The organism is Brucella cytisi (assembly GCF_038433355.1).
GTDB lineage: Bacteria > Pseudomonadota > Alphaproteobacteria > Rhizobiales > Rhizobiaceae > Brucella > Brucella cytisi.
In genome coordinates this window covers 193401-208682 of sequence record NZ_JBCAUP010000012.1, presented here as the reverse complement: position 1 = coordinate 208682, position 15282 = coordinate 193401, and the positions used below count along the sequence as shown (strand labels likewise).

The following is a 15282-nucleotide window of genomic DNA, read 5'->3' as shown; positions in this document are numbered from 1 at the left end:
GGTTTGGCCCGGGTTAGAAGTCCAGCAGCAATTGGTGCAACATCTCAGCACCTCTGACGCATGATGCCGGACGTTTTTCAGGGGTGTCATGGGTCCATTGTTCTATGAGGGCCGCAAGTCGGGGCTTTTGTGTTCGAGACAGTTCTACTTCGTCCGCAAGTCGTTCTATGACACGCCCACAGGAATAAAGATCCGCACTTGGGCCAATCGTCGATCCGCGTTGTTGTTCGGGGGCGGAATAATCGTAATTGAAGGCTCGATCATAACCCAGTGCCTCATGCGTCGTTCCTTTTGGGATACTGATGCTGAAATCTGCGACCTTCACCGTCAGGTCTGTATTGACTGCTATCAGGATATTGGCGGGACAGACATCAGCATGCACGAACCCGGCCCGATGAACTGCCTCGAGACCTTCGAGAAGCTGCAATATGATATTGATGAGGTTCACGACGGTTAATCGTTCCCGGCTCACGAATTGCAAAAGAGATTCCCGCGCTTCTTCAAGGAGAAGTGCCGGACGCCCGTCCTCAAGTCGCAAGACAGTGTGCAGCCGTATAACTGACGGGTGAACTATTTGCGTATGGATCTCTGCCTCTCTTAGCAGCCGAATGCGTGCCTGCGGACTGTCGCCACAATCCGACGCCAGCGTCTTCATTACATACGATTGTTCCAGATCACGCTGCAGTACCCGAACCACATTTATTGCCGGGCTCTGGTAAAGTGTACGGTCTTGCCAAAAACTGTTGCATAACAGCTCTGACGGCGCATATGCGAATTTCTCACTTGCCAAATCCAGGGCACGCCGAACGAGATCAGTCAAAATGCGGGTCTGGGCAGGTGGACGGGGTCTTACACCATCGTTGCCAAGTGCTTCAATAAGGTCACGGTAGCAGGCCGAAACCCTTTCAAAATCTTCGTCATTCATTGATGCAGCCAGCGTCGACAACGATGACGCTGATATTTTTCTTCGCATTGCTTATCAGCGCCTCCTGAATAAGCCGATCCGCCGCGCTGTCCAATTCCTCGTTCAATAAAACATCGGCAATTGAACGCTCCCCAAGAGATTCCCACAGGCCGGATGTGCACAATACATATCGATCACCTGGTTCCACTGGCATAGAAGTCGTATCCGGAACGAATTGCTGGTTAGCGCCAATAAACCGGGACAAGTGACGTTTAAGACCTATCTCGATATGATCCGTGGTTAGGCAACGCATCATTCCATCCCTGATCAGATAGCATCGTGCGTCGCCTGCCCAAAGTATTGTGACAGTCTCGCGAAAGAAGGCAAGTACTGCCACGCTTGCCCCGGTTGGTTCGCGTTCGGCTGCACTGATGGAGGATAGAAGAAGGCTGCTGGCTTTCCCGAGCTTACCCTTGATCTCGCGTATGAAGTCGCCATGTGTTTCGCATGGCTGTGTTTCGGCGAGCGTGTTGGTAGCAAGACGGGCTGCGTGCCTCGAAAACTGTTCGTTGCCGAAGCCGTCCGTAACCGCGAACAGGTCAGGATGGCTTGAAAGAAGGAGAGAGTCTGAATTGTTGTGGAGGCGGGTCCCTGCATGAGTGGCATAAGAGCGGCTGAGCTGGATTTTTGGCTGACTGGCTGGAACGGGAGTTGGCGTCGGCACGTACAATTCGCGAGGAGTGGACGTGATCATGGTTGAGGGCAGCAGTTTTTCAAACGTCTCAGCTTCGAGTTTTCCAATTGTCATGAAGCCACCGGCGATGCCGCTGTCATTGTCAATATTCCACCAGATGGACCTTGGGGTATCGCTACCCGATGCCGACTTGTCTTCGCGCTGGTGTGGCAGACGAAGCCGCTGGAGGCTATTCCGAAAACGCTCGAGATCGAAATCCTTGAAACGGGTTGTTTCGCCTAGCGCTTCGGCGGCCATGAACCATGAGCGGTCGAAGCATAGCGATTGCGGGTTCCCGACGAAATCGGTAATCTGTGCGGCAATAACGAGCGGGAAGCTGCGTCCGACCCTGTCGCGGCTCGGCATAAGGACACCGGCGATTGTCGCATCGTCCCAGATAGGTGCCTGAATGACGAACCGCCAACTGGGCATTTTATGGAATCGATGCTCCCAGTCCTCACTATCCTTAATCAGGTTCAGCCCGTTGTCGATCCACTGGTCAACTGTCGAACGCAGTGCTCCTGGCAAGCCCACCGAGACAAAATCTCCATGGGTTGGAACCTTTCCGAAAAAGCCCGGATGAAGCGGACCTGCGTTCCGGTTGTGTCGCTGATCATCCACGACCCTGATCCTTCATCGAACCCGTGTATCGTTCTCCACGATACGATATCCGGGGTGTTCCGCAGGCACCATACACGTGTTCCTCCATCAAAATTGCTCTGGACAGACAAAGTCCTCCAGTGCTTTCATTCGAAAGGGGTTGAGGACTGAACCGAACTGCACATCGAACTCGGCGTCATATTGCCCGTTGTTGAACTTGGCTCGAAAACTGTCGCCGTCGGTTTGGGACAGTTCGGCCTGATCGAACAGACGGAAAGGTGACCAGTCGCCATTGACAGTCAGTGCTTGTTGCCAGCCGCCAGGTTGGAAAGCTACCCGTGAAAGGTTGACACTTTGTTGCGAGGGCCAGGTGATTGACTTCGCCTGTACAGGTCCATGGAAATAAACAACTCGCTCCCCTTCAAGTTCCAGCATGACAGCATTGGCGGATGAACTGAGCGCGACCGGTCTAATATTGATACCGATGGCTGGCTTTTCGGAACCAGCTGGAAAAAAGGCGCGGCGTATTTTGTCCGCATTCTCAAACTGGGCAATTGCCTGACTTTGCGAACCGTCGGCGCCAAATGTTCCGCGCCACCGCCAGGGCGAGGCACCTGTGTCCACGAAGGGCTCCATTCGCTCCTTGAAGAAGGTCTGCATGACACCTGAAGGGCCAAACAACCTGATAAAATCGCTCATCGAGACGTCTCTCGTTGAACCGCGTTCGAACGGGTAGCGACCATCGACAATGCTTGAACACAGATGGCGATTATTTGCTGACCATTGGTCGCGAATACTTGTGCGCGCGGTATCGATAACAAGTGCGCTGATGTCTGCCGTTAACCCGGCAATCCACGCGTCGAGAGGAAGTGGCAGCTGTCTGGCTTCCTCGACGACAGCCTGGTTCGCCTGGTTCAATTGACTATCAACGTCGAAAACCCGGGCAACTTCCGCATTTGAAGTGGCAGCGCGTGAAAGCTGCCCGAAAAGCGCCTGCAGTGGTGGGGTGAGTGACGCGATCCTGGAACGGGCCTTGGCGTCATTGTCTCCGGTTGGTTCGTTGCCCGGCTCCGAAGGCTTCAGTGCATTGCGTAACCCCTCATAGATGTCCGGGACGTCGGGCAGTCCCGTAATCGCAGGTGCAGGAATCCGGTCTATATCGACCGCGTCGCCTTCTATTGAACGCAACTGGGTCGCTGAAGTGATCGATTGTGCCAGGTTTTCCAATGGGCTCGGATTGCTGGCAAGAATACGAACGATCTCCGAGGCGTCACTCAGACTTTCGGGTTTGCGTATCCTGATATCGGAAAGAACACTCTGCCAGTTTTTCTGAAATGAATCATAATATTGCTGCAGTACAGCACTCGAGATTGTCTCGATAGATTGATTGTCGTCTGCCGTTGGTTCTCCTCTTACCCAGCCTTCGTTCAGCGCTTCCCTAACCGCGTCGTCGAGATATGGGACTACCACCTTGCTATAACCCTCGCGGGTGTAGATGCCGGCAATTCCCTCCCGCCAGGGCTTCCCGGACTTGCGCTCGAACGCCTTTTCGCCGATTGGTCCCAGTGCATCGCCTGGAGTCCAGGCAGGTAGTGAGCGACCGTCCCGCCTGTTGAGGAGGAGGTTAAATGCACGTGCCGAGACGCTTTCCTCCCGGATTTTCTCGCGGGCATCCGCAATACGCACATCATCGATCCTGATCGGATCAATTACGCCTGAAACGAGGCTGTCGACATGCTGTACCAGTGACCGGCGCGCATCTGCCCGGGTATCGCCGGGATAAAGCGCAGCGAACATGTCCTGTGCCTGTACGGCAATGAAATCGCGATCTACATCGCCCAGACCCGCAAGCATCCCATAGAATTTGAGTGCATCAAATGTTTTGTTAACGTCGTCATTCTGGTCAAGCGTACGTTGTATGCGCACCAGTAGTCGTGGCAGAAGCAGACCGTTGAGTGCATTGCGATAGGCGATTTGTTGCCGTCCTTCGAGTTTCGATGCCTGACTGAGCCCAAAACTTGCGATAAGCGGGCGCTCCTGATCAAAGCCGGCTGTAACTCTTCTCAAACTGTCCAGAGCTGGCAAAATCCTGACAAAATCCGTGTCATCGACATTCTGCACGGGAATTCCCCTGCTCAGTCTTTCATAGCTGTCGATTTGGGATTCTGCCTCGTTGATCGCACGTTTGTTTTGAGAATAAGCAGCAATCCAGCCGGCAAGCACAACTGCGATTACGAACCCCGCCAAAGCGACCGCTCCACGCCGGATCAGTCGCTGACGCCTGGAGAGGCGTTTGTCGTGCGCAACAAGCGATGCCTCCTCGAAAATTACATCGCGGAACAATCGTGGGAGGAAATAGCTTCTGCGCTCTCGTGAAACCTGCGCGTTAGGCTGTGTACCCGACGCAAGATAAATGCCGCGGATGAAGGCAGGCTCCATCAGTTTCGAACCCGATGCAAGTTCAGAGACGGCCAGATGAAGGCGGTCACGCAATGCAGCTAACTCGGCCGGAAACCGGAATATTCTGCCGCGTGTCTCGATATCAGGCTCTTGCTGCAAACGTTCCAGCAACATTGCATCCACACGTGCCTGTAGAAGCGAAAACTCTTCCAGGAAGCGGTCCGGAAGAGTGCCACCGGGGTTCTGGCTCTCTTCAAGAGAAAATGTAGTGCCCCAGACCTGGTCCCGGTCGGATCGGGAAAATCCGTCAAAAAAATCAATGAAACCAGTGAGAAGATCCGCCTTTGTCAGCAGGACGTAGACAGGCACCCGCGCATTCAAAAGTGTGTCGAGTTCGCTTAGACGTTGCCGGACCGCCCGCAGTTCTTCCTGCATGTTGTCCGGATCCCGCTGCATCAGGTCAGCAACCGAAAGGGTGACGATCGCGCCGTTGATGGGCTGAGAACGACGATGTTTCCTGAGCAGGTTCAGGAAACCTTCCCATCCAGCTTTCGCTGCGCCGGTACCATCGTCCTGGGTGGTGTAGCGTCCGGCAGTGTCAACCAGGATTGCTTCTTCGGCAAACCACCAGTTGCAGTTTCTCGTTCCGCCAATCCCCGAAACTGCACTCGACCCGGAAGCTTCACCTAGAGGGAACTTCAGACCGGAATTCGACAACGCTGTTGTTTTTCCGGAACCGGGTGCGCCGAAGATCACATACCAAGGCAATTCATAAATGTAACCGAACCGCTTGCGTGTGACCTTTCGCAGAAGTGTGATTGCTTCCTTCAGACGCGTGCGGATTTCGCCGACTTCCGCCGACTTTCCAGCTTCAACGTCGCTCTCCAGGTCATCAACAAGTTCCCTGTCACGCTTTCGTGCCCGCAAGAGGGAGACGATCATAAAGATCGCCCAAACCACGATAACAATGCCGATCACGATTAGTCGGTTCGTCGCGCTTTCCAGTGGTTTGAACGTGCCGTATCCGACCAGATAACCGTAAAACCAGATAATCACGCAAATCGCGACAAGCCAGATAACGGACAGAAAACGTCGTCCGAGGAAACCGGCATACGAATCCACATAGGATCTGATAGTGTAGAACAGATTTAGAGGATTCACGGACGATCTCCTGGGGTAGCCGATCCGGCTTGTGGAGCGGGCGCCTCTTGTGCGGGTGTTATGCCGACCGCGTCCAGCTTTTCATCCGGATCGGTCAAAACCAGAATCTCGGTTCGACGGTTTTTCTCACGACCCGGCTCTGTCGCGTTGTCAGCCAGCGGATTGCTGTCGGCCCGTCCCTCAGACAGGATAGCCCCGGGTCCGGTATATGCGGACAGGATATCAGCCACTGCTTTGGCGCGCGCTGCAGAAAGGTGCCAGTTTGACGGGAACTGAACGTTGCGAATGGGGATGTTGTCCGTATAACCAATTACAACGGCCCGGAATTTTTCCGCTGCCAGAGCGCCCCCGATACGTTGGAGCAAGTCCTGGAACTGAGGGCTGACTTCGGCGCTGGCGGTGGCGAAGAGTCCGGAATTGTTTATCCGCACAAGAAGTCGGCCGTTGGAGTCAGCCAGACTGACAAGATTTTTCTCAACCTCGGGCTGCAAGAATGCGAGGAGATTATCAAGACGGCTCGGTTGCCTCGCCACCGGAACATCCGGTTGCGCATCTTGCACTACCGGTGGCTGAGGCGCAGGATCAGGCGTCCGGGAGGGAAGCGCAACGGAGGCGGGCTCACGTGGCGGCAGACCCGCCAGCCGCTCAAAAGTTCGATCGGATGCGCTGTTGAGCGAGAGGGTAAAAAACAGGTACCCGAGGCCGAGTATCAGAGCAAGCAGGGAAAGGACGGTCCACAGGAGCGCCGAGGTGCGCAAAGGCTTGTGCCGTGCTGTCACGCCGCGCCAATGCGGGGACAATTCACGCTCGAAAACGCCATATTGTCCCAGAAGGGTTTTGTATAGACTGTCCCTTACTCGACTGAGTTCGAGTGGACCTCGCGCCGAAACGCGTGTGCGGCCTTCAAATGCCAGCGAAAGGCACAGATAGATCAGCAGCAGCAGGTCCTTGTGGGTGCCTGGGCTCTGGTGGAAATAATCCAGCAATTCGAAAACACGATCACCGCCGGTCACATCCATGTGGAAGGTGGAAACCAGACCCGATTGCGCCCATCCTGCACGAACGCCCCATGGCTTGCTTAAAACCACGTCATCAATCGTCGCGCAAACGACGTAGTGGGCGGCACGCGCACGTTCGGGACTGATGCGGGCAGACGCCAGGTCGCGTTCATAACGCGTCACTGCATCGATCGTGACCTTGCGCAATTCCCCCAGGTCGGGTTGCTCTTCCGACTGACGGAGGGCATGCGCCAGATTGATGAGCGGGGCCGCAGATGCCACCAGCACCGGTACTTCATCGCTTCCCATGCGAAATGAGCGCACCAGCTGGTCGACGGACCATCCGCTTCCAGCCTCCCGGGATTTGGACGCTGATGGCACGATGATGTCTTCGAGCACACCAGCCATCTTCTTGGCCATCTGTTCGTTCTTGCGTCCCTCGTCGTTGATTTCAACGATTGTGGGCAGATCCTGCCAGGGTTTAGAATTGTCCTTGGTCATTCGCGAAGTGCCCACAGTTCCATTTCAATACTGGGAAATTCACCGGCCAGATGCAGTGCAATTGCGCCTGATGAATCCAACTGGTGCCAGAGAGGGTTTCTGGTGTCGAGTTCGAAATAAACCGTACCAGATCGATAGGGAAGCTGTCGTGGCAACACCGGAAGCGGTCGTACGGGTATGCCTGGAAGAGCGACGTTTACCAGTTCGGCAATGCGTTCAACCGGTCCGACTTTGATTTGTGCAGGAAGCTTTCTGCGTAGCTCCTCCGCAGGCATTTCCGCGCGCACCGCAAGAACAAAGCCTGCTCCTTTCAGGAGAGTCCGATCATTGATCGTTCCAACCCTGACACCGTGACGCCGTTCAGCAAGTTCGATTGCCACCGCTGACTGTTCCAGCACGACGGAAAGAGAGGTTCGCAAATCGTCAAAGACGGCCGCAAAGGTTGTTTTGAGGTCGTCGTGACGGTAGGGAGGAAAGTCGGTCGCCCGCTTGCGTTCGGTTGTGAAGGTTGAAAGTTCACCCGCCAGCTGAATACAGTGTTCGTAAAGCACCATCGGATGGATGCGTGTTGCATTCGCCGCGATATGCGCAAGCAGAGGCTCCGCGCGGTTCAGTATATGAAGCAGGAAATAATCGCCGATTTCGGCTGTACCGCGGACGGTTGGATCACCAATACGCGTTGCAATAGCTTCGGCCCGGTGCCCCACAATTCCCAAAAGCTCTGTTAAAAGCTCTTTCAGGCGCGGTTCGGCCGCACAATTAAGGGAGGGGGCAATATAGTCGGCATCAAGGACTACTGACTTGTCAGAGCGAACCTCAATGATTCTGCCAAGGCCGATCAGACTATAGCCGGCGAGATCGTCTCCGCTTTTGAGCAGTCGGAAGTTAAGTCGCCCAACGTCGATTGGAGCGACAAAATCTGTATCGATGTTGGCATCAGGAGCTTCATAGTGCGAAGCCACCAGCCTGGCTTTCGCGGCCTCGCCTCCATTGACAGTGACTTCCGCTTTTCCGGGTTGCCGCACTGGTAGCGCGAGATAGACCACCGCATTATGGATCTTTTCGTCGAGTTTCAGAGGTGCTGGCAAATCCGTGTCTACCGGAGCTTCGAAAACGGTTCCATCAGGCAGGATACCCCGCAGACTCGACAGGGCAAACTGTCCGATTGCCAGCGCGCTCCGATCGACATTGATTTCAGCCACCCCCCAGGGATACGCGTTTAACATTTCGCCGGTCATGCGAATGAGGCGTTCTGTCCATCGATCAGCCTGCTGGAAATGTTGAACACGAAGGAACATTCCTTCGCTCCACGCAACTCTGTTTTCAAATTTCATGAGGTTTGTCCGTCTCTTCGTTGCGTGTTTGTGTCTTTTCGTTGTCTTCGACTGACGTGCCACCATGCAAGAGCAGATCGCGTACGCTTAAACGCTGCCCCTTGTCGGAAAACTGATTGTGATAAGCTCTCCAGTACGTCAAGGCTGCAAGACCCGGTAAATGGCGTGATCGAGCATCAGTACGGGTTTCCAGGCGCGCAGGGTCAAACAGCTCCGCTGCTCTTTCGAACAGTCGCTCGGCGGCATGCATCAATGATGCCTGACGGTGTTCCATTTCTTGCAGCCGTCGCACGATGAGCGCTTCGTCAGATATTCCGGAACCCTCGTCAGGCAGGTCGACCGGGGCTAGACCAAAAAGCGCTTCGTTTGCAGTTGTCATTTGTTCGAGCCGATATATTGCGGCCTCTATCCGCGCAAGGTCGGCAGCACCAATTTGCGGTGTTTCGTTCAATGTCGCGAAGGGGACAATCTCGTCCGGCTTCTCGACAATAGGTCGTTCCACTTGCAATCGTGGCGAATGCGTCCGTGTTGCGGCCTGATGCTCAAGCGTTGAGCTCAAACCGGAATCCTGATCCCAGTCATCCGGCAATACCGGTCGCAGGCCTTCAGAAGGAGGCGGACCCTCCCAGCCGATCGTGACCTGTGTCCGGGGGGTAGTGCTCTGGGGGAGGTCGGCTGGTTGCCGGTCGCTGGCCAGTATTCCATGTCCTCCGACACCTGTTGGTGTAACGTTGGCCAGTATCGACGATATGGTCAAAGGTTCGTCGCTAAGCCTCAGGCGCTCATCCGGATCGCCAACGCCATCAAGGGCCGGGCCGGACACAAGAACGTCGAATGCAAACTGTCCCATGACAATTCTCGATCCGTCATGCAGCCCGGCACTTTCTCCGGCAACAACTGTCCTGCCGTCGACGTTTGTTCCGTTCGCGCTTTCATCATGCAGGACAAAGCCGTCCATACGTCGTTCGATCGTGCAATGCCGTTTTGAAATGGAACGGGTGTTGTCATGGATTTGCCAGTCGCATTCACTGGAGCGGCCAAGGGTCCGTCGACCGCGCTCCAGATGCCAGTCGCCCTTTGATACAGGCGTTTGCAAATGACCAGCGCTCTGTTTCAGTCTCAGCCGCATCACCGATCATCCTCCAGCAAAGCGGGTCCAGGAATGATTATGGCATCCGCGCTATCACGATCAGCCGGCGCAATCCGGGCCCAGCTGTTCCAGCCTAAACGTACCGTTCCATTTCCCAGCTGGGAACAGGGTATGTCTTCCTTCCTGAGTATAACCTGGAAATCGAACGTCAGCGCGTCTCCGGCGTAAAGGCGCGTTACTGCGTAAAGGTCCCTGATACGTCTGCTGTCGGGACGAAGGGAAAGGTAATCGTCGTAGCCTACCGGACCTATGACGACACGGAAGCTGCTACTGCGGTCAAGTATCGCGGACCCGGCCATGCTATCGACACCCAGACGACAGTTGGCCTTGCCTGGCCTGGTCTGTTCCTGCGTTGAAACAGCAAGCCAGCGCTGGCGAAATTGTTCGATGCGTATTGGCAGTCCGCTGAAGTCGGCAAGCAGCGCCTGAAGATTTGCACCGTTGCGAACTCTGGATGCAAAGAAGCCACTATAACGCAGCAGGACATCCTGATCGACCCGGGACTCCTCAACCAGGCGGGCCGTACCGAAACCGGCGAGTGAAAGAATGGCCGTGATGAACGCGTTTTTCCCCGATCCGCGCCAGCGCAGTAATCGGGCAAATCTGTACTTTTCGCTCGCATCGGCGAAGAGTGTGGCGAGCCTTGCATTGAACAGGTCGATAAAGGCAGAAAAGGCATGTGACCGATTGCGCCGTTCTTTGATTGCGATCTCGTTATAGGCCGGTGGCAGCGTACCTGTGGGGCCTGAGATGGCAGCAAGTGTCGTGCGCAGCCTCACAGTGTCCTGCTCACGCGTAACGTTATCAACGGGAAACACGCCGAGTGAGACACCGACATGCGATTGTATCTGTGTTTCTTCACCTGAATACTGGGCAACCCGAAGCGCGGTGACCGGATCGAAACGATTTGGTTCCCGCTCCAGAAGGTCAATCAGCTCGAACTGTGGTTCACGCGCCATCTGCAATCTCCATCACAATAGCGGACGGTCAGCAGCACGGGCTGGCCAGCGTGCGACGGGGCGTGACTGTCCACGCAGCCTGGCGGTCAGTCGCGTGAAACTGTTGATCGACGTGTAAAGTCCGAGAAAATGGTCGAGTACCGATCCGAAAAGAAACGCGCTTGCATTATCCGTGCGGTTTGGATCGAACTCTATTGTGATGTCAGTTCCAGGTACGACTGCGCCACCGTTCAGACGGGCTGTCGAATGACTGGTTTCCACGCGGGTAATGGCATCAACAAAAAACCGTGTTTCCGGTGTGTCCCTTATCGAATAGAGCGCCAGAATATCCTTTAGCGCCGTACCGCTTTTATCGGAAAGCGAGGCGTGGTTGAGCAACAGATGTGATATCAGGCGCCATTCGCGACCTGTGTGCTCGGTTCGTCGTATCGATGGTGTCGGCGGTATCAGTGCCCGGATTGCTGCAATGCCATCATTTCCGCCGATTGCATTGAGGTGAGGATGTCCGCCGCCAAACGGGAGTCTTTCAGCCAGACTGCGGTTGGTGCAGAGTGCATCGACGCTTGCGACCATTTCCCGCGCGTCTGTTGGATGACGCTGACGATCGACGAACGCAATGTCGACATCTCCAGTGCTGTCGTCTGGATCATAGTGGCGTGTGATTTGCCAGAATGTGCCAGTGGTTTCGCTTTTTTGTGTTCTGCCGAAAAAGGGTTGGCAAAAGCGCTCACCGCCATTCTTGTCGGAGAGCAAAACCCTTTCAACCGAATACACTTCCCGGCTGCGGTGTCTCCGGGCGTCTGGAAGAAGTCGATATTCGGTCCGTGTTCCGTCGATGACGACAGGTTCGCAGGGCTGATGGAACAAATTGACCACGGGTGACGCGTGCAGCTCGATATCCCTGACCGTGACTGATCGTTCAAGCTTGCGATCGGTTTCATCAAGATAGACAAATATTTCCAGTTTATCGCCGTCTGGTACCTCGATATTGTCGATATCGATAAACAGGAATTTTTGTGGCAGCGCGAAAAATTCTGTCAGCAGCCTGTAACCATTAAAGCTGACAGCGGGATAAGGAAGCATTGCTTCTTCTGGTCCGAATCCCACGGGCCTCAGGCTGTTTTCTGGCAGAAAACGAGCATCCAGATCACTGGAATGCCGCGCCACGGCAATACCGAGCGTGTGATTGCACAACAACTCATAAAGTCCTGTAGCCTGGCGCCAGGGAGCAGCAAGGAACAGCCGCAAACGCTTGAGTCCAAGCTCCTTGAAAGACAGCCTGCCGTTGGACGGGCGAAGAGAAAGCTGAAGGCAGGAAGCAGTTCCTGAAAACGGAGCGACAGGGGCCTCGATTGGCTGGCCGGATAATCTGGCCGAAACCAGCTCCACTGGAGCAAGCTCAACGTTTTGCGTGGTGCGAAAGCGGCATGTTTCGCCAGCGACTGCTTCTGAGGCGATTTCAGTCAGTCGCGGAATCCTCTGAACCGAGCCAAGTTGTTCCGAAGGTTGGAAGCTGACAATGCTCATTGAAGGCAGGGGGGCAAGAAAATGCGGATACAGCGTTTCGAGAAGCTCGTTCGTCAGTTCTGGAAACTCGTCATCGATCTTATGTCGAACGCGAGCCGCCGAATAGGCAAAGCTTTGAATCATGCGCTCCACTTGTGGGTCATCCGCGACGTCCGCCGTCAGCCGGAGACGCCCTGCGATCTTTGGGAAAGCTTCCGCGAACCGAGCCGCTTTCTTTCGTAATGCGGCTAGTTCTTCATTATAGCGCTGCAGAAAGCCTTCACTCATGTGCGGCCTCAATCGAGAAGCGCTGCGAAGAGGGGTCTATTGTTGTTTCGAAATGAATTGGAGGCGCACCTTCCTGCAGCCTGTAATTTGCTTCAATACGCATTTTCAATGTGCGTTCGCCGGTTGTCCGGCTTTTGAGGATGGTCACGCGGACATTATCCAGCCTCGTCTCGGTGCTGGCGATACGATGTTCAAGAGACCGTGCAAGGGCAATCTTCGCCTCATCCGTAACCAGATTGGCCGAAACAAAACCGTCCACGCCGTAACTGAGGACGGAATCCGACAGTTCGCCGAAAGAGCCCGGAGGCGAAGCCGGTGAACGTCTGGTATTGAGGAGCGCTTCCAGATCCCTGCGAATACTCTCTTGCAGCAGGCGCGTTTGGGCTGGGACGCTGATCGGTCCATCAGTCGGACGATCAGGTTCGCTGTCAAGGAGGCGATCAAATACCGATGTCGCGATAACACGATCCTGGCCAAGGTATTTGAGCAGTGGATCAGCCATGCGGTGTCATCCCGGCATCACCAGCAAGAGCGCGAAGGTTAGCCAGCTCGTGCAACGGTACCAGTTCATCGCCTGCAAGCAGGCAACGCTGACCACGTCCGAATGTGAGTCCTGGAACATCTTGCTCCCAGACCGTCTGGCGCGCCAGAAGCATCGTTTCGTCCTCCGGCGTGCCGTTATAGATTGCAGGTAGCAGGACTGACGCTGATGCTCCATCATGGAGGGTCAGACGCGCTGGTCGGAACGCATAATCCCTGGGACGTGTGAGCGGTTCAGGATCAAGAGCGGCTATCCGGTCAAAACCGACCCATAAATAGCCGCCACCGGTCGTCAGTACTTCCAGAATGTAAGGCGTGCGATCATCACCATCACGCAGGAAGTCGACGAACTTGCCCGAGACCTCAAACCGGAGGGGTTCATCAAGTGCATCCAGCTCGGCGAGAAACCCGACCGCCTCGTCGAACGCCTGTTCGCGTATTGCAACAGCCAGTCTAAGGCTATCTTGTTCGCGCTGTGATGGCTCGCCGATAAATTGCGGGATCGCTCCGTGACTAAACCACGCCTCTCGCGCCGCCATGGCGCGCAATTGATGGCGAAGCAGGCCAAATCCCACCGCATCTTCTGGCGACAGTGTGGTGGCGAGGTTGCATTGCGCATCCGCGCGTTCGTAAGAACCGGACAAAATGAGCAGGTCTATATAGAGATGGCGGGCGAGTCTATCGCCAGGTGCGGCCTTCACCTGGTCCTGCGTTGCCTGGCGAGCAGCTTCCAGCGCACCGTTTTCGAGCAGGGCTGCGATCGTATCGGCAAAAATCATGCGGTTCTTCTTTCAGAAGCTGTTTCGTTAAGCGGAAGGGCTGTAGCCGGCGTGGCATCTGCCACAAGCTGGAATGTTGTCGAAACGTCGTCCAGCTGGAAATGCGGCTGGAGCTGCACCGTACAGCTATAAGTTCCCGGACGCCCTGGCACCTCGTGAACCTGAATACCGGCGGAACGCAACGGATAACGGGTGCGCAATGAAATATCCGCATCATCGTTGCCAAGTGTATAGGCAGAAAGCCAGTCCTCCAGCCTTCTTCTGACAGTATCGGCATCGGCTACGGTACCAATCTCGTCACGCATGATGACTTTGAGATAATGGGAGAATCTTGAAGCGCACAATACGTACTGGAGCATCGCGGCCAGGCGCGCATTCTGTTGTGCGTTGCGATTACTGTAGTGTGGTGGGGCGTGAAGCGACTGGTTCGAATTGAATATGACGGACGAAGACATATAGGTGGTTGCGACAGGTATGATACCGAGGTCGCATAATTGTTGTTCTTGCGCCGTGGTCAGGCGTATCTCGACCGGGGGCTGTGCTGAAAGTCCATCGCTTTCGTGCCCGGGATCGTAAGGGGCAAGCAATCTGGCGGGGAGATAACCGCCATCTTCCGCGTCTTGAGAAACACCCCGGATGTCGGCAAACCAGCCCGACACCAGATAATTGCGTATGACAATCAACGCGAACGCAAAAGCACCATTTCCCCACAGCAGATGTCCGCCATCGGGCAGATGCGATTCCTGAAAGGGAAACGGATCAACACGCTCACGCGTTGCGAAGCGATAAGGCATCCGCATGAGGATGCGTGGTCCAACAAGACCAAGAAAGCGTGTGTCATCACGCATACGGAAGCTATCCCATCGCAGACGCAGGGGATCTTTTACAGTCTTTGATATGTCAGGGGCACGGCTGAGTTCGGAGAAGTCATGAAGCCCGACAGTCCCGGGCCCCGCTCCCGCGATGAATGGACAGAATGCGGCTGCAGCTGCCATGCTGACCTGAGTAAGCGTGGAAATCACGTCATGGCCATCTTTCATGCCAGGAGCAAGTTCGTAATTGCCTACAATAAGCCCAAACGGTTCGCCGCCAGGCATGCCAAATTCCCGGCTATAGACCAGGTGGAAAAGATGACTTTGATCGAAATCGCTCGCGCGCTCCATCTCCCGCGCCAAAAGTCTCCAGCTGACATTGAGCACCTTGACTTTGATGTCACTGCCCTGGCCTGCCATGCGGACGAGCAAAGCCAACCCCCGCCACGAGGACTCCAGGGCCTGGAAGCGGGGATCATGAAGTATCTCGTTGACCTGCCGGTTAAGCGTTTCATCGATCAGCGCAATCAGATGATCAACCCGGCGTCTCAAATCGCTTGAGGCCGTCATGGTACTTGGCTCTGTATTGGATGCGAGGCGTGAATGCCTCGCATCCT

General features: G+C 55.2%; 10 protein-coding genes and 1 pseudogene. All 11 read right to left on the bottom strand.

Annotation, left to right across the window (positions count from 1 at the left end; all coding sequences use genetic code 11):
- Positions 1–13: 13 nt before the first annotated feature.
- Complete coding sequence (locus tag AAE521_RS13740; protein ID WP_071633327.1) at positions 14–925, bottom strand: protein kinase domain-containing protein; 912 nt, start codon at positions 923–925, stop codon at positions 14–16.
- Positions 918–2258 carry a type VI secretion system-associated protein TagF gene (tagF, locus tag AAE521_RS13735; protein ID WP_342061590.1) on the bottom strand — a complete coding sequence of 447 codons (1341 nt, stop codon included), beginning with the start codon at positions 2256–2258 and terminating at the stop codon, positions 918–920. Before tagF ends, AAE521_RS13740 begins: the two co-directional genes overlap by 8 nt.
- Before the next feature lie 87 nt (positions 2259–2345).
- Positions 2346–5798 (bottom strand): type VI secretion system membrane subunit TssM, encoded by a 3453-nt coding sequence (gene tssM / locus AAE521_RS13730; protein WP_071633325.1) that lies wholly within the window; start codon positions 5796–5798, stop codon positions 2346–2348.
- Positions 5795–7297: a type VI secretion system protein TssL, long form gene (gene tssL, locus AAE521_RS13725; RefSeq protein ID WP_342061589.1), complete on the bottom strand. Its 1503-nt coding sequence runs from the start codon at positions 7295–7297 to the stop codon at positions 5795–5797. The genes tssM and tssL overlap by 4 nt, the downstream gene beginning before the upstream one ends.
- Positions 7294–8631 carry a type VI secretion system baseplate subunit TssK gene (gene tssK, locus AAE521_RS13720; protein ID WP_071633323.1) on the bottom strand — a complete coding sequence of 446 codons (1338 nt, stop codon included), beginning with the start codon at positions 8629–8631 and terminating at the stop codon, positions 7294–7296. Before tssK ends, tssL begins: the two co-directional genes overlap by 4 nt.
- Positions 8621–9760 carry an FHA domain-containing protein gene (locus tag AAE521_RS13715; protein WP_071633322.1) on the bottom strand — a complete coding sequence of 380 codons (1140 nt, stop codon included), beginning with the start codon at positions 9758–9760 and terminating at the stop codon, positions 8621–8623. The genes tssK and AAE521_RS13715 overlap by 11 nt, the downstream gene beginning before the upstream one ends.
- Positions 9760–10740 carry a type VI secretion system baseplate subunit TssG gene (gene tssG, locus AAE521_RS13710; protein ID WP_342061588.1) on the bottom strand — a complete coding sequence of 327 codons (981 nt, stop codon included), beginning with the start codon at positions 10738–10740 and terminating at the stop codon, positions 9760–9762. The genes AAE521_RS13715 and tssG overlap by 1 nt, the downstream gene beginning before the upstream one ends.
- A gap of 12 nt (positions 10741–10752) precedes the next feature.
- Entirely contained in the window at positions 10753–12534 is a 1782-nt protein-coding gene (tssF, locus tag AAE521_RS13705) for a type VI secretion system baseplate subunit TssF (RefSeq protein ID WP_342061587.1), read from the bottom strand.
- Positions 12527–13036 (bottom strand): type VI secretion system baseplate subunit TssE, encoded by a 510-nt coding sequence (gene tssE / locus AAE521_RS13700; RefSeq protein ID WP_342061586.1) that lies wholly within the window; start codon positions 13034–13036, stop codon positions 12527–12529. Before tssE ends, tssF begins: the two co-directional genes overlap by 8 nt.
- Positions 13029–13853 (bottom strand): type VI secretion system accessory protein TagJ, encoded by an 825-nt coding sequence (locus AAE521_RS13695; protein WP_342061585.1) that lies wholly within the window; start codon positions 13851–13853, stop codon positions 13029–13031. Before AAE521_RS13695 ends, tssE begins: the two co-directional genes overlap by 8 nt.
- Positions 13850–15253, bottom strand: a pseudogene (gene tssC, locus AAE521_RS13690) (type VI secretion system contractile sheath large subunit); the annotation flags it as partial. The gene AAE521_RS13695 and the pseudogene tssC, both read right to left, overlap by 4 nt.
- Between the last annotated feature and the right edge of the window lie 29 nt (positions 15254–15282).